Origin of the sequence: Hymenobacter aquaticus (assembly GCF_004765605.1) — a bacterium.
GTDB classification, from domain to species: domain Bacteria; phylum Bacteroidota; class Bacteroidia; order Cytophagales; family Hymenobacteraceae; genus Hymenobacter; species Hymenobacter aquaticus.
This window is the reverse complement of the sequence record NZ_SRLC01000001.1, coordinates 538,144-563,204: the sequence shown is the minus strand read 5'-3', so window position 1 is coordinate 563,204 and position 25,061 is coordinate 538,144. Positions and strand designations below refer to the sequence as shown.

The window sequence follows — 25,061 nt, the reverse complement described above, 5'->3', positions numbered from 1 at the left end:
CAGCCCGGCACGGGCGGCCCGTTTTCCCGTTTTTTATCCGCTGCACCCCTATTCTGATGAGATTTTTTTACCGTTTGGCATTCCTTTTCCTGTGGAGTGGCACCGCCCTGGGCCAGCAGCTGGCGCCGCCGCCGCTGATCAGCGGAGAATTTACCGGCATCCGCTTCCCGGAGCTGGTGCAGCGGCTGGAAGCCCAAACGCCCTACCGCTTCTACTACCAGCCCGAGGCGCTGGATACGCTGCGCGTGAACGTGCGCGTGACCAGCCAGCCCCTGGAGGCAGTGCTGCAGGCGGCGCTGGCGTCCACGCCGTTTCGGTTTGCCGTCGACCCGCAGCAGCGGGTGTACGTGACCACCGGCAGCGCCATTCAGCCCAACCTGCCCCCCAACTTCTTCGTGACGGAAATGCCGGCGGCCACCGCTACCGAGCCCGACCCGCTGCCCGCCGAGGAAACCCAGGCCGCAGCGGCCAGCACCTCGGCGCTGAAGCTCTACGAGGTCGGGAAAAAGGGTGGCAGCCAGCCCGGCGGCAAGGTGACGCTGGCCGGCCACATCCGGGACAGCAAGGCCGGGGAGCCGGTTATCGGGGCGGCGGTATTCGTGGAGGCGCCGAGCACGGTGGGCACCACCACCGACCAGTACGGCTACTATGCCCTAACGCTGCCCGCGGGCCGCTACGAGCTGAAGGTGCGGGGAATTGGCATCAAGAACACCCGCCGCCAGATCCAGCTGCACACCGACGGCAAGCTGGAGATTGAGGTGGAGGAAGACATTACCAACCTGAAGGAGGTGGTGATTGAAGCCGAAAAAGACAAGAACGTGGCCAGCATGCAGATGGGCGTGGAGCGGCTCGACATCAAAACGATGCGGCAGGTGCCCACGGCCTTCGGCGAAACCGATATTCTGCGCGTGGTGCTGACGCTGCCGGGCGTGAAATCGGTGGGGGAAGGCAGCACGGGCATGAACGTGCGCGGCGGGGCCACCGACCAGAACCTGATTCTGTTCAACGACGCGACGGTGTACAACCCGGCGCACCTGTTCGGCTTCTTTTCGGCCTTCAACCCCGACATTCTCAAGACGGTGGAGCTGTACAAAAGCGCGGTGCCGGCCAAGTACGGCGGGCGGCTGTCGTCGGTGCTGGAAATTACCACCCGCGACGGCAACAAGAAAAAGTTTTCCGGCTCGGGCGGCATTGGCCTGATGACCAGCCGCCTGGCACTGGAAGGCCCGATCATCAAGGATAAAAGCGCCTTCATCGTGGCCGGCCGCACCAGCTACTCCGACTGGATTCTGCACCAGATTCCCAACAAAACCTACCGGGAAAGCTCGGCCTCGTTTTACGACCTGAACGCCCACATCAGCCACCAGATCGACGACCGGAACACGGTGTACGCCACCGGCTACCTCAGCCGCGACCAGTTTCAGCTGGCCTCCGACACGCTCTACCGCTACCAGAACCAGACGGGCAGCCTGAAGTGGCAGCACAACTTCAGCAACAAGCTCTACGGCGTGCTGACCGGTGCGTACAGCCACTACCAGTACGGCATCCGCAACGACAAGAACCCGGTAAACGCCGCTGAGCTGGCCTTTGGCATCAACCAGACCAACCTGCAGGCCGACTTCAGCTACTTCCACAGCAACAAGCACACCTTCGACTTCGGCTTCAACAACATCTACTACTCGGTGGCCTCGGGCAGCCTGACGCCCATCGGCAACGAGTCGTTGATCAAGCCCGACGTGCTGCCCCGGGAGCAGGCCCTGGAACATGCTATTTACGTGTCGGACAAAATCGACGTGACGCCCCGCTTCGCCGTGTCGCTGGGGCTGCGCTACTCGCTCTTCAACGCCCTGGGTCCGCGCGACACCTACCAGTATCTGCCCAATATCTCGAAGTCGGAAAACACGATTACCGACACCATTTCGCACAAGCGCGGGGCCAGCATTGCCACTTACCACGGCCCCGAGTACCGCGTGACGCTCAAGTACGCGCTGTCGGACAACTCCTCGGTGAAGGCCAGCTACAACCGGATGCGCCAGTACATTCACATGCTCTCGAACACGGCCTCGATGTCGCCGACCGACATCTGGAAGCTCAGCGACGCGAACATCCGGCCCCAGGTCGGCGACCAGTATTCCATCGGCTACTACCGCAACTTCAAGTCGAACACGATTGAAACGTCCATAGAAACCTACTACAAGGCCATGCACGACTTCGTGGACTACAAGAGCGGGGCCACGCTGATTCTCAACCACCACATTGAAACCGACGTGGTGAATGCCGAGGGCAAGGCCTACGGCGTGGAAGTGATGGTGAAGAAGCTGACCGGCAAGCTCAACGGCTGGGTAAGCTACACCTATTCCCGCTCGCTAGTGCGCGTGAATACGGCCACGACCGGCGACATGGTAAACGGGGGCAAGTACTACCCCAGCAACTTCGACAAGCCCCACGACGCGACGATGATTGGCAACTACCGGTTCAGCCGCCGCTTCAGCACCTCCCTGAACCTTACCTACAGCACGGGCCGCCCCATTACCCTGCCCCTGGCCAAGTACTACGTGGGCAACTCGATGCGGGTGTATTACTCGGAGCGCAACGCCTACCGCGTGCCCGACTACTACCGCGCCGATCTGGCCCTCAACATTGAGGGCAACCACAAGATCAAGAAGCTGGCCCACGGCTCCTGGACCATCGGGGTGTATAACCTGACGGGCCGCAAAAACCCCTATTCCGTGTATTTCAAGTCGGAAAACGGCCGCATCAACGGCTACCAGCTGTCCATCTTCGGCCAGCCGATTCCGACCATCACCTACAACTTCAAATTCTAGATGACCAGGTATATACATCTGCGGTCTACCGTGCGGCTCTGGAGCCTGCTGCTGCTGAGTCTGACGAGCTGCATCGACCCGTTTGAGCCCGAGGTGAACGGCGTGAACGTGAATTTCCTGGTCGTCGACGGCTTTATCAACGCCAGCGGCGTGACGACCATCAAGCTCACGCGCACCCTGAACCTGCAAGCCAACACGCCGCCCCCGGTAGAAAGCAAGGCGACGGTGTACGTGGAGGAGGAAAACGGGCAGCGCTACCGCCTCACGGAAAGCCCGGCCGGCACCTACACCTCGCCCAACCTGCAGCTCAACGTGGGCAAGCGGCACCGCCTGCACTTTACCACGGCGGCCAGCAAAGAGTACTTTTCCGACTACACGGCCGTCAAGCTCACGCCGCCCATCGACAAGGTAACCTGGACGGCGGATGAGGGCGGGGTTCACCTCTTCGTCAGTGCCCACGACGACGCCAACAAAACCCAGTACTACCGCTGGGACTACGACGAAACCTGGGAGTTTACCTCGCAGTACCGCAGCTACTTCGAGTTTGTTGGCGGCAAGATGCAGTACCGCACCAACAACATCTGGCGCTGCTGGACCGGCCAGCTCGGGGGCTTTATCAGGCTCAGCACCACCACCAAGCTCAACCAGGACGTAGTGGCGGACTACCCCCTGGCCAACCTGCCCAGCAACTCCACCAAGCTGCGCTACAAATACAGCGTGCTGGTTAAGCAGTACGCCCAGACGCAGGAAGAATTTGCCTACTGGGAGGAGATGCGCAAAAACACGGAGAGCATCGGCACCCTGTTTGACCCGCTCCCGACCCAGCTGGTGGGCAACATGCACTGCGCCACCAAACCCGACGAGTTGGTGCTGGGCTACGTGGGCGGGTACTCCGTCAGCGAAAAGCGCATTTTTATCAGCCGGGACGAGCTGCCCGCCAGCTGGCAGTTTGAGACGGGCTACAAATGCGGCGTTCCGGATACGATTCAGTTCCAGTACGCAGCCCTGGCCTTCAACAATCCGAACTTTCTACCCATCGAAATGATCGAAGACGTGGGCTATACCGGGCTTACCAGCGACTGTGTGGATTGCCGGAAGCGCGGCACCAACGTAGCCCCCAGCTTTTGGAAGTAATGCGCGACTCAACCAGTAATTTCGTGACGACCAGTTCTCTTGCTTCGCCCCGGCCGCTCCGGCCCCGCCCCTGGGGTTTGGGCCTGCTGCTGTGCGGCACCCTGTGGGCCACCGGGTTACCAGCGGCCCACGCCCAAACCGACTCGCTACGCGCCATTCCGGGGCAGCTGAGCCGCTACACCCGGCAGCACCTGCCGGAAAAGCTGTTTCTGCACGTCGACCGGCCGGTGTACGTGAGCGGGGAAATGCTATGGTTTAAGCTCTACGCCGTGGATGGCCTCTACCACAAGCCGCTGCCCGTGAGCAAGGTAGCGTACGTGGAGCTGCTCAACCCGGCGCAGAAGCCCGTGTTGCAGGCCAAAATCAGCGTGGAGCAGGCCGTGGGCCAGGGCACGTTTGTGCTGCCCAAAAACCTGCCCTCGGGCACCTACACCATCCGGGCCTACACCAACTGGATGAAGAATACCGCGCCCGACTTCTACTTCCACAGCACCGTGACGGTCGTCAACACCTCGGCCACCGTGGCCGTGCAGACGGCCCGGGAAACGCTGGGGGCCGAAGCGCAGTTTTTCCCCGAAGGCGGCCACCTCGTGCAGGGCCTGCCCGCCACCGTCGGCTTCAAGGTGAACGACAAGCACCTGCGCGGCGTCGAGGCCAGCGGCATCATCGTGGATCAGCGCGGCAACAACGTGGCGCAGTTCCGCACCCTGAAGTTTGGCCTGGGCTCCTTCACCTTTACGCCCACCGAGGCCGGGGCCAGCTACAGCGCCATTATTCAGCTGCCCAACAAGCAAACCCTCACCCGCAAGCTGCCCGCCGTGCTGGAGCAAGGCTACGCCCTGCACCTGAGCCACGACCAGCCCGGCACGCTCACGATTACGGTCAGAACCAGCAAGGCGACGGATGCGGCCCAGGACGTGTTGCTGCTGGGCCACGCCCGCCATATTCCATCCGTGGCGGTCAGCGCCCGGTTCCGGGACAACGCGGCCGTCTTTACGGTGGATGAAAAGACGCTGGGCGAAGGAATAACGCACTTTACCGTCTTCAACAGCGCCCGTCAGCCCCTGGCCGAGCGGCTGTATTTCCGCGCGCCCACCCAGCAGCTCACCCTCAGCGCCAGCACCGACAAGCCCGCGTATGCCAGCCGGGAAAAAGTAACCTTGCAGCTGGCCGGCACCACGCCGGCGGCCCGGCCGGCCGCGGCCAACCTGTCGGTGGCCGTGTACCGCCTCGACTCGCTGGCCACGGCCCCCGGCCCCGACATCAACAGCTACCTCTGGCTGGCCGCCGACGTGAAAGGGCCCATTGAAAGCCCAGCGTACTACTTCACGGACCACACGCCCGAAACCGCCCAGGCCGCCGACAACCTGATGCTGACCCAGGGCTGGAGCCGGTTCCGCTGGGACCAGGTGCTCTCCCCTACCAAAACTGACGTTGCCTTTCAGCCCGAAACCAGCGGCCACTGGATTCAGGGCCGGCTAACGCACGGGGCCACCGGCCAGCCGGCCGCGGGCATTCCGGTGTATTTGGCCAGTCCCAGCCGCCAGGCGCATTTATATCCAACGGTGAGCAAGGCTGACGGCGGCATCGGGTTTGAAACGCGGGACTTTTTCGGGCCCAAGGAAATCGTGGTGCAAACCAACACCCAGGTCGACAGCACCTACCGAATCGAGGTATTCTCGCCCTTTTCGACCGAGTTTGCGGCCTCTACCCTGGCTCCGCTTAAGCTGGCGGGCGCTTACCGGGCTAGCCTCAGCCAGCGCCACTTGCAGGCGCAGGTGCAAAACGCGTATTTCAAGAAGTTTACCACCCTCTATACGCTGCCGGCCAACGACAGCCTGCCTTTCTACGGCAAGCCCGACGAGCGGTACCTGCTCGATGCCTACACCCGCTTCAAGGTGATGGAGGAAGTGATGCGCGAATACGTGCCGGGGGTGCTGGTGCGCATCCGCAAGGGGCAGTACCACTTCCAGGTGGTCGACCAGCTGAAGCGCCCCATGACCGACGACCCGCTGGTGCTGCTCGATGGGGTGCCGATTTTCAACATCAACAAGGTTATTGCCCTCGACCCGCTCAAGATTCAGAAGCTGGAGGTAGTGGCCGGCAAATACTTTCTGGGCCGGATGCAGCACCAGGGCCTAGTGAGCTACACCACCTACAAAGGCGACCTGGGCAGCTACAAGCTCGACTCGCACGCCCTTTTGCAGGAATACGAGGGGTTGCAGCTGCAGCGGGAGTTTTATGCGCCGCGCTACGAAACGGCCGAGGCCCGGCAAACCCGCCGCCCCGACTTCCGCAACCTGCTCTACTGGAACCCGCAGGTCAGCACCCCGGCCACGGGCAGCACCGCCCTCGACTTTTACACGGCCGACGTGCCGGGCAAGTACGTGGTGGTTATCCAGGGGCTGACCGGCACCGGCCTGGCCGGCAGCACCCGCCTGACCTTCGAGGTAAAACAGCCTTTGTAGCCGAACGCACCAGCGGCACCTTTCCCCAAAGAAACGGGACTGGCGACTTCCCCGCGGAAATCACCAGCCCCGTTTTGCTGCGCCGGCCGCCCGGTTTCGGGAGCGGGCCGAGGCGGGTTAAATCTTTTCGGGCAGCAGCGTGGCTTCGGGGTAGTTGCCGAGCACGGGCTGGGCCGCGTCGCCCTCCGTCACGGCTTCCACCAGCAGCTTACCACCCACGAAAGCCCCTTTCCAGGACTCGCCCAGGCCGCCGAACACCTCTTCCCGGTCGCCGCGGGAGCGGAGCTTGTTCACGCCCATCTTGAAAGCCCGCACTTCCTTGGCCGTGCGCTGGGCCCATTTCTCGTCGTCGGAGGCCAGGGCACCCACCAGGGCTCCGTTCGAAATGTTCATTTCGCCCACCAGCTCTTCCACCCGGTCGACCAGCACGATGGAGTCGATGGGGCCGAAGGGCTCTTTGAAGTACAGCTCGCTCTGCCGGGGCAGGTTCACCAGGGCGCGGGGGGCGCGGTAGGCACTCATGTCCTGGCCGGGCAGAAACAGGCTTTCGTCGAGCCGGCCTTCAAAGATGGGCGTGGCACCGGTTTTCAGCGCGTCGGCGTAGAGCCGGTCGAGGTCTTCGGCCTGGTGCTTATTGATAACCGGCCCGAAGGCCAGCTCGGGCAGCTTGTCGGCGGGGTTATCGACCAGGGTGGGGTTACCCACTTTCAGGCTTCTGACGGCCTCCCAGTAGGTTTCCAGGAACTGCGGGAACAGCTCGCGCTGCACCACGAAGCGCACGTAGGCCGTGCAGCGCTGCTTGCCGTAGTCGTAGCCCTTCTTGAGCTGGTCGGCCAGGCTTTGCCAGTCGGAGAAGTTCCAGATGCCGTAGGTGTTCACGCCCTCCATTTCCAGCATGTAGCGCTTGTGCTCCGAGCTCAGGGCGTCGGCAATGTTGCGGCCGTTGTAGCGGCCACCCACGAAGCTGAGGCAGTCGACGGCGTCGTTTTTCACCAGCACGTCGCTCAGCTCCCCGCCGGGGCCGCTGACCAGCGTCACGGGCAGGCCGCAGCGGCGGGCAATGGCGAAGGCGAAGCTCAGGGAAATAAAGCCACCGTCGGTGGGCGTCTTGGCAATCACCGAGTTGCCGCACAAGGCCTGCACCAGCACCGCGTGCAGCAGCACCGAGTGCGGGTAGTTCCAGGAGGCAATGTTGCTGACCAGGCCCAGCGGCTTGCGCGCGCCCAGCATCTCCTCGATGTTGTCGACGTACCACTGCACGCCCTCGATGGCGCGGTCGATATCGGTGAAGCCCAGCTTGTAGGTTTTGCCGATTTCCCACATCAGCAGCTTGCCTACCAGCTCGACGTGGGGCCGCAGCTGGTTGAGGCACTCCTGCACCTTGCTGCGGCGCTCATCCAGGTCGGTGGTGCCCCAGGCGGCGGCTTCCTTTTTGGCAAACTGCACGGCTTTCATGGCCGTTTCGCGGCCCAGCATGGGCATCCAGCCCAGCTGCGTACCGTCGATGGGCGACGAAAACTCGCGGGGCGTGCCGGGCTGCTGCCACTGGCCTTCCATCAGGTTCTGAAACTTGCCGTCGGGGGTGAAAATCTCGGGCGTTATCTGCTTAACCTGGTTTAGCAAGGAGCCAAACTCCACCGCGGGCGAAATGATTTTGGGCATGAAAGGAGAGGGTAAGGGTGTTGGATTGGACCGGGCGGGTGGGAGCAGATGGAGCGGATGTGCTAGCTAAAGCCGCAACCTAAGAAAGTTGTTTGGGTTGGCTTACGCAACTTTGGCGGTCGGCACGCCTTCCTGCGCCATGCAGGCCACCAGGTCGTCGACCATCTCGGAGGAGCCGATGAAGAGCGGGGCGCGCTGGTGGTAGTCGGTGGGCACGATGTCGAGCACGGCCTCGGTGCCGGCCAGGGCCTTGCCGCCGGCCTGCTCAATCAGGAAGGCCAGCGGGTAGCCTTCGTAGAGCAGGCGCAGCTTGCCGTTGAGGTTTTTGGCCGTGGGCGGATACAGGTAGATACCGCCCTTGAACAGGTTGCGGTGGTAGTCGGCCACCAACGAGCCGATGTAGCGGCCGGTGTAGCGGCGCTCCTTGCACTGGGTCAGGTAGCAGCGCACCCACTCGGGGTAGTCGAGCCAGTTGCCTTCGTTGCAGGAGAAAGTCGTGCCCTGGGCCGGAATCTGCACCCCGTCGTGGGAGAGGAAAAATTCGCCCAGCGAGTGCTCGTAGGTAAAGCAGGCCACCCCGTGCCCGGTGCTGTAGACGAGCATGGTGCTGGAGCCGTAGAGAATGTAGCCGGCGGCCACCTGCTTGCGCCCCCCTTGCAGGAAATCTTCCCGGGTGGCTTTGCTGCCCATCGGCGAGACGCGGCGGTAGATGCTGAAAATGGTGCCGATGCTCACGTTCACGTCGATGTTGGAGGAGCCGTCGAGCGGGTCCATGGCTACCACGTAGCGGCCCTGGTCGTTGCCGGTGTAGATGATTTCGTCGTCTTCCTCGGAGAGGATGGCGCAGGCTTCGCCCCCATTTTTCAGGGCCCGGATAAAGCGGATGTTGGCCACCACGTCGAGCTTTTGCTGCTGCTCGCCCTGCACGTTCTGGGCGCCGTAGTTGCCGGTAATGTCCATCAGGCCGGCCCGGTTAATCTCGCGGTTCACAATTTTGGCGGCCAGGGCAATATCGCGCAGCAGCTGGCTCAGCTCCCCGGTGGCAAAGGGAAATTCGGCCTGCTTACGCATAATATAACGGTCCAGCGTGGTCCCGACGGGGCTGGCAAGGGTGTTTTCGTTAGGGGCACTCATGGGTGAGGTTCAGAAAATGGGAGAGTAGAATTCGGACAATAGGCGAGCGGGCCGCCCGGTGAGGCGGAGTTAGAACCGACGAGAAATGCAGTGAAAAAGAGCCGGCCGCCGGTTCCGGGCCCTAGCCAGGGCCAAAGCTAGGCAATGGATTCGGCTTGCTGTGGAAACGTTTGCGCAGACTGGGTTTTAGCCGGCGCGGGGCGGCACGTTGTTCAGGTACTTCCTACGGGCTTCCACCCTACCCCGGGTTTACCGCCGCTACGGCAGCAAACCCGGGATATGACGAAGCTAGCTTTTGGCTTCGGGCTGCTTCTGGCTTTGCCAGAGCACGACCTGCCAGCCTTTTTTGGCGTCTTTCACCTGCACCACCACGTACTTGAGGTGGGCCACGTTGGGTGTGCCGTCGGGCTTGTTGGGCTGGTAAATCGTGATGGTGCCGTTGACCACGGCGGCCTTGCCGTCGTTGTAGGCGCGCACGTTCAGGGCTTCCACGTCAATCTTGTCGTAGACGCTCTTGCCGTCCCGGATGGACTGGAGGTAGTCAGTTTTGCCGTTTTGCTTGCCGTTGGAGTGGGTGTACACCAAATCGTCGGCAAAGACCTTTTCCAAAAAGGCGTAGTCTTTCTTCACCTGGGCCTCGAAGCGCTGCCGCTCCAGAGCTTCCACTTCTTTGGCAGCGGCCATATCTTTCTTGTTGGCGGCAGTCTGGGCCGCTGCGGCCAGGCCGAGCACGAGCAGCAAGGCAAACGCGAGGAGTCGTTTCATTCTAGTTGTTCGTTGTTGGTTGTCAGTTGTTAGGCATTCCTGATGGGTTGTTGATTGTTAGTTGTTGCTTGTTGTTTAGCACAACCGAACAACTGACAACCAGCAACTAACAACCAGTCCTTATCCGAGGTCAATCTTCTTCATGCGGGGCGCCAGAAAGTGCATCAGCACCCAGGCCAGCAGGTAGGCCGCGCCGCAAATCCAGAACATGATGAAGTAGGCTTTGTCGAGCTGCCCGATGCTTTCGTAGTGCACGAACATGCGCTTCTGCACCAGGGCCGTGAGGGCAATGCCGCCCAGGCCGCCGGCCATGCCGCCAATACCCGTCACCGAAGCCACGGCCCGCTTGGGGAACATGTCCGAGACGGTGGTAAAGATGTTGGCGCTCCAGGCCTGGTGGGCGGCGGCGGCAATGCCGATGACCAGCACGGCCAGCCACATATCGACCTGCCCGAGCTTCTGGGCAAACACAATCGGGAACACGCAGAGGGCAATGAGCAGCATCGAGGTTTTGCGGGCCTTGAAGGCGGGCCAGCCGTTCCGGATGAAGTTCAGCGGAATCCAGCCGCCACCGATGCTGCCTACGCTGGAGAGAATGTAGACCACGGCCACGGGCAACGACACGGCCGTGCCTTTCAGGCCGTACTGCTTGTTGAGGAAGTCGGGCAGCCAGAACAGGTAGAACCACCAGATGGGGTCGGTCAGGAACTTGCCCAGCACGAAGGCCCAGGTTTGGCGGAAGGTCAGCAGCTTAAACCACGACACTTTGGGCTCGGTCTCGATGGAAGCGGCGGCCAAATCGTCCACGTCGGAGTGGATGTAGTCGAACTCGGCTTTGGTGAGCTTGGCGTGGCGGGCCGGCACTTCGTAGAAGTAAAACCACAGCACCAGCCACACGAAGCCCAGGGCCCCGGTGATGATGAAGGCCCACTGCCAGCCGATGGTTTCGGCAATAATGGGCACCGACAGCGGGGCAATAATGGCCCCCACGTTGGAACCCGAGTTGAAAATACCGGTGGCCAGGGCCCGCTCCTTCTGCGGAAACCACTCGGCAGTGGTTTTAATGGCGGCCGGGAAGTTGCCGGCCTCCGTGACGCCCAGAAACGCCCGGGCCACCGAAAAACCCAGCGTGCTGCTCACGAAGGCGTGACCAATGGCGGCCAGGCTCCACAGGAAGGTCGACAGCGCGTAGCCCATCTTGGTCCCGAGCTTGTCGATAATCCGGCCCACGCCCAGCATGCCGAGCGAGTAGGCCAGCTTGAAGGCAATTTCGATGTTGGCGTAGTCGCCCGAGTTCCACTTAAACTCCACCTCCAGGTAGGGTTTGAGCAGGGAAATCACCGCCCGGTCGAGGTAGTTGACCGTGGTGGCAAAGAAGACCAGCGAGCAGATGGTCCAGCGGTATTTACCGAGGGTGGAGCTTTCCACTAACGGCGAATTGGGCGCGGCTGGGGGGATAACCGGGGCTGTTTGCATCAGGAGGCGCGAGAGGTGAGAAATTGCATGAGCGGCGCAATACGCGGCGCGAGGACGGCCACGTCATCGGCGCCTTTGAAGAGCTGGGAGCCAATCCCAACCACGTTCACGCCGGCCCCGAACCACTCGGTGAGGCTGGCCTGGGTGGGCTCTACCCCACCGGTTACCATGAGCTTCACGGTGGGCATGGGCCCGCGCAGGCTCTTCACAAAATCGGGGCCCAGCACGTTGCCGGGGAAGATTTTGACTAGGCCCGCGCCCAGCTGCTGGGCGGTGTAGACTTCGGTCAAGGTCATGGCGCCGGGCACCCAGGCTACGTCGTGGCGGCGGCAGGCCTCGGCCACGTCGGGGGTCATGATGGGCTGCACCACGAAGTCGGCGCCGGCGCTGATGAACTGCTCGGCCTGGGCGGCGGTGTAGATGGTGCCGATGCCCAGCAGCAGGTCGGGCAGGTGCTCCCGCACGTAGCGCTGCAGCTGGCCGAAGACCTCAAAGGCGTTGGCCCCGCGGTTCGTGAATTCGAAGACGCGGATGCCGCCCTCGTAGCAGGCCTGCACCACGCGCTGGGCATAGGCCGCGTCGGCGTGGAAAAAGACCGGCACCAAAGGCGCTTGCAGCACCCGCTCCAGCACTTCGGCGGAAGAGTATTGGGACATTGTTTTGGTTGTTGGGAGTTGATTACTTGTTGTTGATTGTTGAGAGTTGATTGTTATCGTTGAACGGCAACAATCAACTCCCAGCAATCAGCAATCAACTCTACCGGAGCAGGCGCCCCGAGGTGTTGCCTTTCACGACTTCGTCGACCTCGGCTTTGGTGGCCAGGTTGAAGTCGCCGTGAATGGTGTGTTTGAGGGCCGAGGAAGCTACCCCGAAGGTCAGGGCCTGCTGCTGGTCGTGGGTGGTGAGGGAGCCGTAGATGAAGCCCGCAATGAAGGCGTCGCCGCCGCCGATGCGGTCCACGATGGGCACGATGTCGTAGCTGGGGCTTTCCACAAAGTTCTGGCCGTCGTAGAGGATGCCCTTGAGCTGGTTGTGGGAGGCGCTCAGCGTTTCGCGCCGGGTGGTAATGACCTGCTTCACGTTGAGGAAGCGGGCCATCAGCTGCTCGGCCATCGAAGTAAAGCTCTGCGCGGCACCTTCCTGCGGTACAATGCCGAATAAATCCTCGGAATCGTTTTCGGAAGCGACAATGACGTCGCAGCCCTCGACCAGCCCGGGCATGACGTCCTGGGCCTTTTGCCCGTACTGCCACAGGTTGCGGCGGTAGTTCACGTCGCCCGAGACGGTGATGCCCAGGCGGCGGGCGGCGGCAATGGCGTCTTGGCAAGCCTGGGCCGCCGCGGCCGAAATGGCCGGGGTGATGCCCGTCCAGTGAAACCAGCTGGCATCCTTGAGGATTTCGTCCCAGTTGAAGTCCGCGGGCCGCAGGTTGGCAAAGGCCGAGTCGAACCGGTCGTAGACCACCTTGCTGGGCCGCATCGAGGCCCCGACTTCCAGGAAGTACAAGCCCAGCCGCTCGCCGCGAAACACGGTGTGCGCCATGTTCACGCCGTAGCGCTGAAAGTGCTGGGTAGCGGCCTGGCCTAATTCGTTGGCGGGAAAGCAGGTGACGTGGGCCGCGGGCATGCCCAGCTGGGCCAGGGACGCGGCCACGTTGGCTTCGCCGCCGCCGTAAGTGGCCTCGAAGGTGGCGGTCTGGGTTAAGCGGTAGTTCAGCGGCGGCGAGAGCCGCAACATGATTTCGCCGAACGTTACTACCTGCTTCATTTAGGGGTCGTTGTAAGTAAAGGAAAGGGAAAGAGCGGGCCGACCAGTTAACTGGCCCACCGCGCAAGCTAGGCTTTCTCGGCTACCGCCCCGGCTTCCACCGTTGCGGTCTGCTTTTCGAAGCCGAAATAGGCTTTGGCGTTGTGGAAGCAGATGTTTTGCACCATGTTACCGAGCAAGTCCAGATCGTCGGGCAGCTCGCCGTTTTCCACGTCGTTGCCGAGGATGTTGCACAGGATGCGGCGGAAATACTCGTGGCGCGGGTACGAAAGGAAGCTGCGTGAGTCTGTGAGCATGCCCACGAAGCGGCTCAGCAAACCCAGGTTCGACAGGGCGTTGATTTGCCGCTCCATGCCGTCCTTCTGATCCAGGAACCACCAGCCCGAGCCGAATTGCAGCTTGCCGGGCACGGTGCCGTCCTGGAAGTTGCCAATCATGGTGGCGAACAGCTCGTTATCCGCGGGGTTCAGGTTGTAGAGAATGGTCTTGGCCAGCTTGTCCTGGGTGTCGAGCCGGTCCAGGAACTTGCTCATGGCCTGGCCCTGCGAAAAGTCGCCGATGGAGTCCCAGCCCGTGTCGGGGCCGAGCTGGCGCAGCTGCCGGGCGTTGTTGTTGCGCAAGGCGCCCACGTGGTACTGCTGGGTCCAGCCCTTCTCCCAGTCGAGCTCGGCCAGGAAAACCAGCATGGCCGACTTGAACTGCAGAATCTCAGCTTGCTCCAGCGTTTCGCCGCCGCGCACTTTGGCGAAGATGGCGCTGATTTCCGCGTCGGTGTAGTCAGCGGCGTAGATCTGCTCCAGACCGTGGTCGGAAAGGCGGCAGCCCAGGGCGGCGAAGTAGTCGTGGCGCACGCGCAGGGCCGTGAGCAGGTCCTGGTAGGTCAGGATTTCCACGGCGGCCGATGCGCCGAGCTTGTCGAGGTAGGCGTTGTAGCCGGCGGGGTCTTCCGGCGCCATAGCCTTGTCGGCCCGGAAGGTGGGCAGCACCTGCACCTCGAAACCGGAAGCGGCCAGGGCGCGGTGGTGCTCCAGCACGTCTGAGGGGTCGTCGGTGGTGCACAGGGTCTGCACGTTCATCTTGCGCAGCAGGTTGCGCACCGAGTATTCCGGGGTGCGCAGCAACGCCGAGCAATGGTCGTAGATGCGGCGCGCCGACTCCTTGTTGAGCAGCTCGGTCACGCCGAAGTAGCGCTGCAATTCCAGGTGGGTCCAGTGGTAGAGCGGGTTGCGCAGGGTGTAGGGCACGGTTTCGGCCCACTTCTCGAACTTCTCCCAGTCGGAAGCGTCGCCGGTGATGTAGCGCTCATCAATGCCGTTGGTGCGCATGGCCCGCCACTTGTAATGGTCGCCGTAGAGCCAGATCTGGGTCAGGTTCTCAAACTGCTTGTCGTCGGCAATCTGGTCGGGCAGCAGATGGTTGTGGTAGTCGATGATGGGCTGCGGGGCCGCAAACTGGTGGTAGAGCGTGCGGGCCGTTTCGGTTTGCAGCAGGAAGTCGGAATCGAGAAAAGGCTTTTTCATAACGAGGGTGCCGGGTGGGAAATCGGCGTAAAGCGTGAGGTCGGGTTAGGGCAAGGCAAAGTAGCGCGGGGGCGGCAGGCAGGTGTCCTGAACTCTCCTGGTTTTGGTTGTTGATTGTTGGGAGTTGATTGTTATCGTGGAACGGCAACCATCAACTCCCAGCAATCAGCAACCACTTACAGCGAAACGCCCCGCTTCCAGGGAATAAAGTCGGTTTGGCCGTGGCGCACGGCGGCTACTTCCTCCCCGCTGGCCACGCGAATCACGTAGTCCAGAATCCTTTCCCCGGCCTGCTCGATGGTTTCTTCCCCGTCGATAACCGTTCCGGTGTTCAGGTCGATGATGTCGGGCATGCGCTGGGCCAAAGCCGTGTTGCTCGAAATCTTTACCACGGGCGCAATCGGGTTGCCGGTGGGCGTACCCAGGCCGGTGGTGAAGAGCACGACGTTGGCCCCCGACCCTACTTCCGCCGTCGTCGACTCCACGTCGTTGCCGGGGGTGCAAAGCAGGTTCAAACCGGGCTTGGTGACCAGCTCCGGGTAGTCGAGCACGGCCACGACCGGCGAGGAACCGCCCTTGCGCGCCGCCCCGGCCGATTTCATGGCGTCGGTAATCAGCCCGTCGCGGATGTTGCCCGGCGAGGGGTTCATGTCGAAGCCCGAGCCCACGGCCACCGCCGACTCGCCGTAAGCCTTCATCAGGGAGCTAAACCGCTCGGCCGTCGGCTGGTCCACGGAGCGGTCCACGAGTTCCTGCTCCACGCCGCATAATTCGGGAAATTCGGCCAGGATAACCGAGCCACCGAGGGCCACGAGCATGTCGGACACGTGCCCCACGGCGGGGTTGGCCGAAATGCCGGAGAAGCCATCCGAGCCGCCGCACTCCAGACCGATGGTGAGCTTGCTGAGCGGGGCCGGCTGGCGGTGCTGGGCGTTGGCCTGCATCAGGCCGGCAAAGGTCTGGCGCAGCGCGGTGCTGATCAGGGCCTCTTCGGTCCCGATTTTCTGCTGCTCCAGAATGTAGAGCGGCTTGTAGAACTGGGGGCTGCGCTTGTTGATTTCGTCCTGGAGCATGCTCACCTGGGCATTCTGGCAACCCAGGCTCAGGACCGTCGCGCCGGCCACGTTGGGGTGGGTGATGTAGCCGGCCAGCAGGCCGCAGAGCGTCTGGGCATCCTGGCGGATGCCGCCGCAGCCGCCCTCGTGCTGCAAAAACCGCACGCCGTCCACGTTCGGGAACAGGCGGGGCTTCTGCCGGCTGTTCTCGGCCGAATGCAGGTCGGTAGCCAGGATTTCCTCCACGGTTTTGCCGGCCTGCATCAGCGCAATCAGCTCCTGGGTCTGGGGCTGGTAGCTTTTCTTGCGGCCGTAGCCCAGGTCATCGACCAGCGCCGCTTCGAGGACCTGAATGTTGCGGTTTTCGCAGAACACCAACGGAATCACCAACCAGTAGTTGGCCGTGCCCACGCGGCCGTCGGCGCGGTGGAAGCCCATGAAAGTCCGCTCCTGCCACTTGGTTACGTCGGGCACGGGCCAGCTTTGGCGGTGCACGCCGGAAGTTTGGTCGAACGAGTCGGTGGCGTGCTGAATGTTGGACGTGGTGAGCAGGCCGCCGAGCGGAATACGCTCCCGCACTTTGCCCACCAGCACGCCGTACATGTGCACCAGGTCGCCGGGCTCGAAGGCCTGGGGGGCTACTTTGTGCTTGGCCGGAATGGCCTGGATGGTCGTAATCAGGCCGTCCTTCCACGGCACGGGCGTACCGATGGGCAGGTCCGTGAGGGCTACCAGGACGTTGTCGTGCGGATGAATCTGGGCTACTAAATGCTTCATGAGGCAAGGGAAACCTTTTGGGTAAAATAGCCGGCCAATGTGGCCGAAGCGCCGTGCTGCAGCAGCTGCTGCAGGTACTTCTCGACGCGGGCCGCGAAGCCGGGCAGTTGGGCCAAATCGTGGCCCCAGAGGGTTTTGTTGCGCAGCACGGTCTGGGTTAATTCGGCCGGCGTCTGGCGCTGCCAGAGGTCGGCGAAGTAGCCGGCCTTCTCGTCCTGAATCGGGTAGTGCTGGTCGCCCGCCTCACCGTACCACACGTCGTCGTGCTGCTGAGTGCCGCGCATAAAGAGCAGGTAGGCGGCAAAGCCCAGGGCCATGTAGTCGGGCACCACGGCCAGCTTCTTGTAGTAATGCAGCAGCGTGGGCACGTTGCGCATCTGGATTTTCATAGTGTAGTTGAGCGTGATGCCCAGCCAGCGGTGCTCAACGTAGGGGTTGCGGAACCGGTCCAGAACCTGCATGCCGAAGCGCTGCCCCACTTTTTCATCCACGGCGTAGGGAATGCCCGGCAGCAGATCAGCCAGCATCAGGTTCTGAATAAAGCCGGCCATAGCCGCGTCGTCCATAGCCCCGCGCACGGTATCGAAGCCGGCCAGATACGCCAAACCGCAGCTGAGCGTGTGCGTGCCGTTGAGCAGGCGCAGCTTCAATTCGCGGAACAAGTCAATGTTGGGCTGCACGATGACGCCGGCGTCGGCCTGCTCGAAGGCCAGCACCGATTTCACGCGGGCGTCGCCCTCAATGGCCCACAGCAGATAAGCTTCCGACATCGTGAGCAAATCGTCGGAATACCCCAGCTCCTCTTCCAGAGCCGCTTGCGTGGCCGCGTCGGGGCGGCCGGGCACGATGCGGTCCACGAGCGAGTTGCAGAACGAGTTGGCCGATTCCAGCCACTCGATGAACTCCGCGTCGAGGCCGTTGAGGTGGGCCAGCTCCAGCACGATGCCTTCCAGCTTGGTACCGTTGCCAGGAATCAGCTCGGTAGGCACGATGACCAGGCCCTTGTCGGCAGCGCCCTGAAACGCCTGGTAGCGGGCGTAGAGCACGGCCAGCAGCTTGCCGGGAAACGACTGGGGCGGACTTTGCTTAATCGACTCCGACACGAGCTGAATGCCGACTTCCGTGGTGTTGGAAATCACCACCGTCAGCGCCGGGTTGCGGGCTACGTCCAGCACCTGCTCCCACTGGCTTTTGGCCGACAGCACCCGGCTGATAGCCGAGCACACCACGTTTTCCTCGACCGTCTGCCCGTCGGCAATGCCGCGGATGCTGAGCGTGTAAAGCCCATCCTGCCGGTCGAAAGCCGTGGCGTCGCCCCCGTCGGTGGACTTGACCACCACGATGCGGCCGTTGAACAGGCCCTGGCGGTTGGCCTTGTCGATGAGGTAGTCGGGCAGGCCGCGCAGCAGCACGCCGGTGCCGAACTGCAGCACTTTTTCGGGTAAATCAAAGTGCGCGGCCTCGGGCATGGCTACCGCCGATGACGAGAGGGCTAATGCGGCTTGTTTGGATAAGTTGGCCATTATCAGAGCCTTAAATTTTGCTTCCTTCTTTCTTCTCCCACTTCTGCTGCCACTTCGGATAGTCCTTCGTCAGCAATTTTTGCGGCCAGGTGCTGGCGTACACGTAGCCCGTGCGCCGCTCATTCTCAATCTCGCTGAGTTGGCTGCGCTTCTGCCCGTCGCGGCCCACGTACATCGGCTGGTTGGTGTCCAGGTCGTAAAACCGGGCCCAGAGCACGCTGCCGGCTTCGGGCACGATTACCCGGTCGCGGCCCTTAGGCTGGGCCGGGGCGGCAACGTCCTTGACGGCGAAGCCCTCCATTTTCACGGCCTGAAACCAGGCCACTGCGGCCTGAATCGACTTTTTCACTTCCGGCGAGGGGTTATCCAGCGTCAGCAGAAACTCGACGATGCCCACGCTTTCGGCCCCGCTGAGCGAAGCCAGCTCGAAGGCCCGGGCCTTCACCGGCAGCAGAGTGCGGCGGTCGTGCTGGGCGCACCACACCGTGAGCTTGCCGCGCTGCACGTACTGGGTTTTGAGGATGCAGCTCACGCCCTTGTCCACGGCCAGCTGGGCGGCCGGCACCAGGCTCGGGTCGAGGGCGGCGTAGTCGGCTTGCTTGTCGGCCACGGCCTTGAGCAAGGTCAGCACCCGCACCATGGCGTTGTCGTTGTAGGTAATCTGGGCGCGGTAGCTGCTGCTGTCGGGGTAAAACTGGGGGAAGCCGCCGTTCTTGTGCTGCATCTTGAGCAGGTAGCGGAGGCCCTTTTCGGCGCTTTGGCGGTAGGCCGGGTTGCCGGTAGCTTTGTAGGCCTTGGCCAAATACTCGATTTCCCGGGTCGTGGCGTTGTTGTCGATGGTGGCGTCGTTGCGGCCGGCGTCGGCCAGGGTAGCGGCCTTCACGGCGGCGCTCAGCGGAGCTTTGTAGTCCACCTTCTTTTCCTTCACCGCCTTGGGCCAGCCGCCGATGCTGCGCTGGTAGACCAGCATTTTCTCGGCCGTGGTATCAATGGCCTCGGCCAGCAGGCCGCCCATTCTCAGGTTGTGGGAAGCCGAAACTGAGGCCGTCCCGAATTGCTTCCACCGCTCCCCAAACGTCCAGGCGGCGTTGACCTGCCTGGCTTTGGGGGCGTTTTCGGCCGTGCTCAGGTTGTCGCGGTGCCAGGCGTAGTCGCCGCCCTGGCGGTGGCAGCCGGCGTAGTACACCCGGCGGCCCCACTGCGGGGCGCCCTTGCCCGATTGGGCGGCGTAAATATCCGCGTCGGCCATGTTCTTCGGAAACTGGCAGTCAATCAAATAGAACTGGGACTCGGTGTGGTAGCGGCCCAGCTTGAAGTTGTCGTCACCCTCGAACGAGCAGTTCTTAAGCACCGTTTTGGCGTCTTTGCTGCCCGAGCCGTCGTGCCAGATGGCGGCATTCATATTGTGGCAGATAAAGCGGCAGTTTTCGGCGTAGGCCCAGCCGCGCGGACAGTAAAAATCCACGCTGCCTTCCAGGGTGCAGTCCTTGAAGTAGTACACCCCGGCCTCGGCGTCCCAGGGGCTCACCGTGTCGTTGCCCAGGGTCCGGAAGGTGCAGTTTTTCACCGTCAGCCGGGTCGTGCCCTTGCCGGTGTAGAGCGCCATCTGGTGGTCCGACTTCTTAATGACCTTCTTACCCGTCGGGTCCGAGGGGCAGTCGATGGTGACGGGGCCGGCGGCTTCGGCGCCGTAGGTGTTCATGACCGTCAGCTTTTCGAGCGTGACGTCGGGGCTGTTGCGCAGGCTGAGCGTGGCAATGGTCCAGTCGCCCGCCGTGGCCGGGTCGCAGCGGAAAATGGCGTTGGCCTGGGAGAAAGTCAGCACCACGCCCTTTTCCGACTCGCCTTGCAGGGTAATGTGGTCCTTGCCGTCGATAAAGACCTTTTCCTTATAGGTACCTTTTTTGATGCGAATCACCCGTTGCTGGGGGGCCATGACGGGCAGGCTGTTGACGGCGGCCTGAATGGTCGGGAAGTCGCCCGAGCCATCCAGCGCCACCGTCAAATGCTGGGCGCAGGCCGAGGAAACCTCTCCCAAAATTGCCCCTGCCAGCACCAGCATTGCCTGTAAATACCCTTTCATCAATTTCTTCTTTCAAGCGGGTTGCCCCGGTTCTACACAAAATCTTCCCGCATCGGACTGAAGGCGTCCAGCAACACGCCAGCCTCCAGGCAAACCACCCCGTGCCACACGTCGGAGGGCACGTAAAACGCGTCGCCGGCTTGCAGCACCCGCTTCTCCTCGCCCAGCGTCACTTCGAACACCCCACTCTGGATGTAGCTCTGCTGCACGTGCACGTGGTGGTGCAGGGCCCCTACCCCGCCGGTTTCGAAGGTCACTTTCACCAGCATCATCTGCGCGTCGTAGGAGATGACGCGGCGGCGCAGGCCGGGCCCGACGTCGGTCCAGACGGCATCCTGCTCGGTAATGAAGCTAGCCGGAACGTCCTGGGTGGCAGTGCTCATAGGGAAGAGTTAAGCGGTTAAAAGCTGGTTAGCGGAGCTGGTCCAGGGCCACGGCGTCCATGTCGGTGTACTCGCGGTTTTCGCCGGCCATACCCCAGATAAACGCGTAGTTGGAGCTGCCGCAGCCGGTGTGAATCGACCACGGCGGCGAGATAATGGCCTGCTCGTTGCTCACCCACAGCGGGCGGGTTTCCGAGGGCTCCCCCATCAGGTGCAGCACGCGCTGCCCGGCCGGCAGGTTGAAATAGAGGTAGGCCTCCATGCGCCGGTCGTGGGTATGGGAGGGCATCGTGTTCCACACCGAGCCGGTTTTGAGCTGGGTGAGGCCCATGACCAGCTGGCAGCTCTGAATGCCTTCGGCGTAGATGTACTTGTAAATCGTGCGCTGATTGGCCGTTTCCACCGCGCCCATTTCCACCGGCGTCGCCTCGGCCTGGGTTTTACGCGTGGTCGGGTGCTCGGCGTGGGCCGGGGCCGAGAGCAGGTAGTACCGGGCCGGCTCATCGGCCGAAGCGCTCCGGAACTGTACGTCCTGGCTGCCTTTGCCCACGTAGAGGCAGTCTTGGTTGCCTAGCTCGTAGGTCGTACCGTCCACCGAGACCTGGCCGGGGCCGCCCACGTTGAGAATGCCCAATTCCCGGCGTTCCAGGAAGTAGTCGGCCTTCAAATTCGGCGGGCAGGGCAAGGCCAAAGGCTGGTCGGTCGGCACGGCGCCGCCCACAATCATCCGGTCGTAGTGGGTGTAGACCAGGGCAATATCATCAGCCACAAACAGGCGCTCAATCAAAAAATGCTCGCGCAGTTCGGTCGTATTCATGCCCGCGGTTTCGCGGGGGCTGACGGCATATCGTTGGGTCATCGGAGAGTTGGTGAAATGGTGAAATGGTGAAGTAGTGAGTTGATGTGTTGGTGGCGCGTTTGGCGCAGTCTGCGCAGCTTGAACGAAAAACTCACCATTTCACCATCTCACTAATTCACTGTTACCGGCCCATCCAGCCGCCGTCGACGGTGAGGATGGTGCCGTGGATGTAGCTGGCGGCATCGGAGGCCAGGAAGACGGTAGGGCCTTTGAAGTCGGCGGGGGTGCCCCAGCGGCCGGCCGGAATGCGGGCCAGGATGCTCTGCGAGCGGTCCGGGTCGTTGCGCAGGGCCTCGGTGTTGTCGGTGGCAATGTAGCCGGGGGCAATGGCGTTGACGTTGACGCCGCGGCCGGCCCACTCGTTGGCCAGGGCTTTTACCAAAGAGCCAATGGCGCCCTTGCTGGCCGCGTAGCCCGGCACGTTGATACCGCCCTGGAACGTCAAAAGTGAAGCCGTGAAGATGATTTTGCCACTGCCCTGCTCCAGCATCCGGCCCCCGATGGCGCGGGCCAGGCGGAAGGGCGCATCCAGATTAATATGGAGTACCTCGTCCCAAAGCTCGTCGGAGTGCTCGGCGGCGGGGGCGCGCTTGATGGTGCCGGCGTTGTTGATCAGAATGTCGATGCGGGGAAAATCCTGCTGCACCTGCTTGATAAAGGTATCCACGGCGGGGCGGCTGCTGAAGTCGGCCTGGTAGGCGTGAAACTGCCGGCCCAGGGCCCGCACCTGCTGCTCGGTTTCGGAGCCGCTCAGCGCCAGCGTGGCCGACACGCCGATGATGTCGGCGCCGGCTTCGGCCAGGCCCAGGGCCATAGCCTGCCCAATTCCCCGATTGCAGCCCGTGACAATGGCGAGTTTACCGGCAAGGCTGAAGCTGGGGAGAGTACGCATGGGCGGGTTTCGTAACTTTTTAGAGAATGGCTACCGATTTCGGGCACTATCCGCCCAGAAACCGGTTTGATAAGTTTACACGACTGCTCAGGCAAAAGGAAGAATAGCACAATGTTTATTTGCGCAAACGTTATCGGGAACGTTGCCGATACCCCATTTTGCGGGTAGCCGAAACCGGGATGAAAAGAAATTCGGAATAGAACTCTACTTTAGGCCCCGGAATGGCCGCATTCTGAGCATTTCCCACAATTGCACTTTAACAAGCCCACCCCTTGGACAACGTTACCATAAAGGATATTGCCAAGGCCCTGAACCTCTCCACCTCCACGGTGTCACGGGCCCTGCGCGGCAGCTACGAGATTAACGCTGAGACCAAACGGCTGGTCATGGAATACGCCGAGCGGCTCAACTACCGGCCTAACCCGATTGCGCTCAGCTTAAAGGAAAACCGCAGCCGCGCCATCGGCGTCATCGTTCCCCAGATTGCCAACTACTTCTTTTCCCAGGCCATCAACGGCATCGAGGCCATTGCCTACAACCGCGGCTACCACGTTATCATCTTCCAGACCCACGAGTCGTACGAGCGGGAAGTGGTGAACATGCAGCAGGCCGTGTCGCGCCGGGTGGATGGGCTGCTAATTTCACTTTCCAGCGAAACTTCCGACGTCACCCACCTGCGCGAGCTTCAGGACCAGGGCATGCCGGTGGTGCTGTTCGACCGGGTTTCCTCGGAGCTGAACGCCACGCAGGTGGTGGCCGACAACTTTAAGGGTGCTTTCGACGCCACCGAGCACCTGATCTGGTCGGGGCGGCGGCGCATTGCCCACCTCACCATTCCGCCCTACCTCTCCATCACCCAGGAGCGCCTGGCCGGCTACCGCGCCGCTCTGGAAAAGCACGGCATTCCCTACGACGAAAACCTGGTGCGCTACGGTACGTTCGGCCCCGACGAGGTGGGCCCGATGGTCGACGAGCTGCTGGCCCTGGAGCCCCGCCCCGACGCCTTTTTCACCGCCAGCGACCGGCTGGCCACGGGCTGCCTGGCGGCCCTGCACAAGCGCCAGCTCCGCATTCCGGAAGACGTGGCCCTGATTGGCTTTACCAACATGACCGTGGCCGAGCTGCTGTCGCCGGCCATGAGCACGGTGGTGCAGCCGGCCCAGGAAATCGGGCAGGTGGCCGTTGAGCGCCTCATCGAGCTGATTGAGCGCAAGCAAAAAGCCGCGCCGCCGAGCGTAATTAAGATTCCCACCACGCTCATTGCCCGCGACTCGACCCGCGCGGCGGTAGGGTAACGCGGATGGTTCCGGGCAACGGGCAGGCAGCAGCCGGGCCCTACTCGTGCCTTGAAACGAAAAACGCCCGGGCAGCCCGGGCGTTTTTCGTTTCCAAGGGGTCCTCATTCCTGCTCCTTTAGCCTGGCAACCAGCGCCAGCACCACGATGCCCAGCCCGGCCATCAGGGCAAACGACCAGCGCAGATTGGCGGCCGAGGCCACGAAGCCCACCACCGGCGGCACAATCAGAAAGCCGACGTAGCCCACCGTGGACACGCCCGCAATGGCCGCCCCCGAGCTGAGCGCCGGCAGGCGGCCCACCATGCTGAACACCATCGGCACCACGCACGACACGCCCAGGCCCACCAGCGCGAAGCCCAAGGCGGCCGGCAGCGGCAGCGGCACCAGCGCCGCCAGCGCCAGCCCCACGGTCATCAGCAGGCCGCTCAGGCGCAGCAGGGGCTTCACGCCGTGGCGGTTCACGAGCCAGTCGCCGAGGAAACGGCCGGTGGTCATGGCCACCATGTAGGTCGCGAAGCCCGCCGCCACCCACTTTTCGGGCGCGTGCACGGCTTTTTCGAAGTACACCCCGCTCCAGTCGTACATCGTCCCCTCGCAGGCCATCGACGCGAAGCAGATCAGCCCGAATTTCAGCAGGCGGCGGTCGGGCAACACAAACCGGGGCCGGGCGGCCCGCTCGGCGGCGGGTGGCGGGGCCAGGTTCAGGGTGCGGGGGAAAAACGCAAACGCCAGCCCGCTCAGCCCAATGCCCACCGCCACAAAGTGGTAGCCGGGCGCCACGTTCAGGGCAATCAGCAGGGCCCCTACCGCAGCGGCGGCAAACCCGGCCACGCTCCAGACCCCGTGAAACGCGGCAAGGATGGAGCGCCGGTAAAGAGCCTGCACCCCCACCGACTGCGCGTTCATGGAAATATTGAGCAGGTTGCGCGACGAGCCGAAGCAGAATAGCAGCGCCACCAGCTGCCAGGTGGTGGCCGCGAAGCCCAGCAGGCCCAGGGCCACGTTGTAGAGCACGGCCCCGGTGAGCATGATCTGCCGGCTGCTGAAGCGTTGGAGCAGGTAGCCCGTCAGGGGCAGCGTGAGCAGCAGGCCGGTGGGCAAAGCCAGCAGCACGCCGCCCAGTTCGGCCTCACTCAGCCCCAGCGCGTGCTGAATCGTGGGAATGCGCGAGGCCCAGGTAGCATAGCCAAAGCCCGAAAGCAGGAAAAAGGCGGTAATAGCCAAACGGGCCGCGCCCCGATCCGGGGCCGGGGTTTCGGCCGTTTCCGGCAGCAGCTCAACGCGCTTCTGGGATACACTCATTTTCTCTGTCTTCTCTGCGGCAAATGCCTTATCAGCTGCTTTTCCCGACGGTCAGGCAGCTACCGATTCAATTTTTCCGGCCTTTGCTACGGGCCTCCCTCAAGCAAAACGCCGCCCGGCTATGCCAGGCGGCGTTTTG

Annotated in this window: 18 protein-coding genes; 4 read left to right on the top strand and 14 right to left on the bottom strand. The window is 62.6% G+C overall.

The genetic code is table 11. The features are described 5' to 3' along the window. Positions 1–56 precede the first annotated feature (56 nt). The 3 genes from E5K00_RS02285 to E5K00_RS02275 are packed head-to-tail and all read left to right on the top strand — an operon-like array spanning position 57 to position 6,427. Positions 57–2,825 (top strand): TonB-dependent receptor, encoded by a 2,769-nt coding sequence (locus E5K00_RS02285; RefSeq protein ID WP_135461273.1) that lies wholly within the window; start codon positions 57–59, stop codon positions 2,823–2,825. Beyond that, complete coding sequence (locus tag E5K00_RS02280) at positions 2,826–3,959, top strand: DUF4249 domain-containing protein (RefSeq protein WP_135461271.1); 1,134 nt, start codon at positions 2,826–2,828, stop codon at positions 3,957–3,959. Beyond that, positions 3,959–6,427, top strand: coding sequence for a hypothetical protein (locus E5K00_RS02275; protein WP_135461269.1), 2,469 nt, complete (start codon positions 3,959–3,961; stop codon positions 6,425–6,427). Before E5K00_RS02280 ends, E5K00_RS02275 begins: the two co-directional genes overlap by 1 nt. 117 nt (positions 6,428–6,544) lie before the next feature. Here E5K00_RS02275 and E5K00_RS02270 read toward each other — a convergent pair whose 3' ends face one another. From E5K00_RS02270 to E5K00_RS02210, 13 genes are all read right to left on the bottom strand, one after another. Further along, positions 6,545–8,089 carry an aldehyde dehydrogenase family protein gene (locus E5K00_RS02270; RefSeq protein ID WP_135461267.1) on the bottom strand — a complete coding sequence of 515 codons (1,545 nt, stop codon included), beginning with the start codon at positions 8,087–8,089 and terminating at the stop codon, positions 6,545–6,547. A 102-nt stretch (positions 8,090–8,191) separates the two neighbouring features. Further along, on the bottom strand, positions 8,192–9,223 hold the full coding sequence (fbp, locus tag E5K00_RS02265) for a class 1 fructose-bisphosphatase (protein WP_135461265.1): 1,032 nt from the start codon (positions 9,221–9,223) through the stop codon (positions 8,192–8,194). 288 nt (positions 9,224–9,511) lie between these two features. Further along, positions 9,512–9,988 carry a nuclear transport factor 2 family protein gene (locus E5K00_RS02260; protein WP_135461263.1) on the bottom strand — a complete coding sequence of 159 codons (477 nt, stop codon included), beginning with the start codon at positions 9,986–9,988 and terminating at the stop codon, positions 9,512–9,514. Positions 9,989–10,108: 120 nt separating this feature from the next. Further along, the gene (locus tag E5K00_RS02255; protein WP_245328188.1) at positions 10,109–11,416 is read right to left on the bottom strand and encodes an MFS transporter; all 1,308 of its coding nucleotides are present in this window, start codon (positions 11,414–11,416) and stop codon (positions 10,109–10,111) included. A gap of 47 nt (positions 11,417–11,463) precedes the next feature. Continuing rightward, positions 11,464–12,120 (bottom strand): beta/alpha barrel domain-containing protein, encoded by a 657-nt coding sequence (locus E5K00_RS02250; RefSeq protein WP_135461259.1) that lies wholly within the window; start codon positions 12,118–12,120, stop codon positions 11,464–11,466. A gap of 100 nt (positions 12,121–12,220) precedes the next feature. Continuing rightward, a complete protein-coding gene (locus E5K00_RS02245) occupies positions 12,221–13,231 on the bottom strand; it encodes a sugar kinase (protein ID WP_135461257.1) in 1,011 nt (336 codons plus the stop codon). Positions 13,232–13,299: 68 nt separating this feature from the next. Then, on the bottom strand, positions 13,300–14,751 hold the full coding sequence (uxaC, locus tag E5K00_RS02240; RefSeq protein ID WP_135461255.1) for a glucuronate isomerase: 1,452 nt from the start codon (positions 14,749–14,751) through the stop codon (positions 13,300–13,302). Between the two features lie 176 nt (positions 14,752–14,927). Further along, the gene (locus tag E5K00_RS02235; protein ID WP_135461253.1) at positions 14,928–16,583 is read right to left on the bottom strand and encodes a UxaA family hydrolase; all 1,656 of its coding nucleotides are present in this window, start codon (positions 16,581–16,583) and stop codon (positions 14,928–14,930) included. Continuing rightward, positions 16,580–18,106: a tagaturonate reductase gene (locus tag E5K00_RS02230; protein ID WP_135461251.1), complete on the bottom strand. Its 1,527-nt coding sequence runs from the start codon at positions 18,104–18,106 to the stop codon at positions 16,580–16,582. Before E5K00_RS02230 ends, E5K00_RS02235 begins: the two co-directional genes overlap by 4 nt. 10 nt (positions 18,107–18,116) lie before the next feature. Then, positions 18,117–20,144: a pectate lyase gene (gene pelA / locus E5K00_RS02225; protein WP_167856719.1), complete on the bottom strand. Its 2,028-nt coding sequence runs from the start codon at positions 20,142–20,144 to the stop codon at positions 18,117–18,119. A 77-nt stretch (positions 20,145–20,221) separates the two neighbouring features. Next, on the bottom strand, positions 20,222–20,572 hold the full coding sequence (locus E5K00_RS02220) for a cupin domain-containing protein (RefSeq protein WP_135461247.1): 351 nt from the start codon (positions 20,570–20,572) through the stop codon (positions 20,222–20,224). 28 nt (positions 20,573–20,600) lie between these two features. Then, positions 20,601–21,431 (bottom strand): 5-dehydro-4-deoxy-D-glucuronate isomerase, encoded by an 831-nt coding sequence (kduI, locus tag E5K00_RS02215; protein ID WP_135461245.1) that lies wholly within the window; start codon positions 21,429–21,431, stop codon positions 20,601–20,603. Positions 21,432–21,552: 121 nt separating this feature from the next. Continuing rightward, on the bottom strand, positions 21,553–22,323 hold the full coding sequence (locus tag E5K00_RS02210; protein ID WP_135461243.1) for an SDR family oxidoreductase: 771 nt from the start codon (positions 22,321–22,323) through the stop codon (positions 21,553–21,555). A gap of 272 nt (positions 22,324–22,595) precedes the next feature. Between E5K00_RS02210 and E5K00_RS02205 the strand changes: the two genes are divergently transcribed. After that, complete coding sequence (locus E5K00_RS02205; RefSeq protein ID WP_135461241.1) at positions 22,596–23,618, top strand: LacI family DNA-binding transcriptional regulator; 1,023 nt, start codon at positions 22,596–22,598, stop codon at positions 23,616–23,618. Between the two features lie 104 nt (positions 23,619–23,722). Here the strand turns inward: E5K00_RS02205 and E5K00_RS02200 are convergent, their stop codons facing one another. Next, the gene (locus tag E5K00_RS02200; RefSeq protein ID WP_135461239.1) at positions 23,723–24,922 is read right to left on the bottom strand and encodes an MFS transporter; all 1,200 of its coding nucleotides are present in this window, start codon (positions 24,920–24,922) and stop codon (positions 23,723–23,725) included. Positions 24,923–25,061 lie beyond the last annotated feature (139 nt).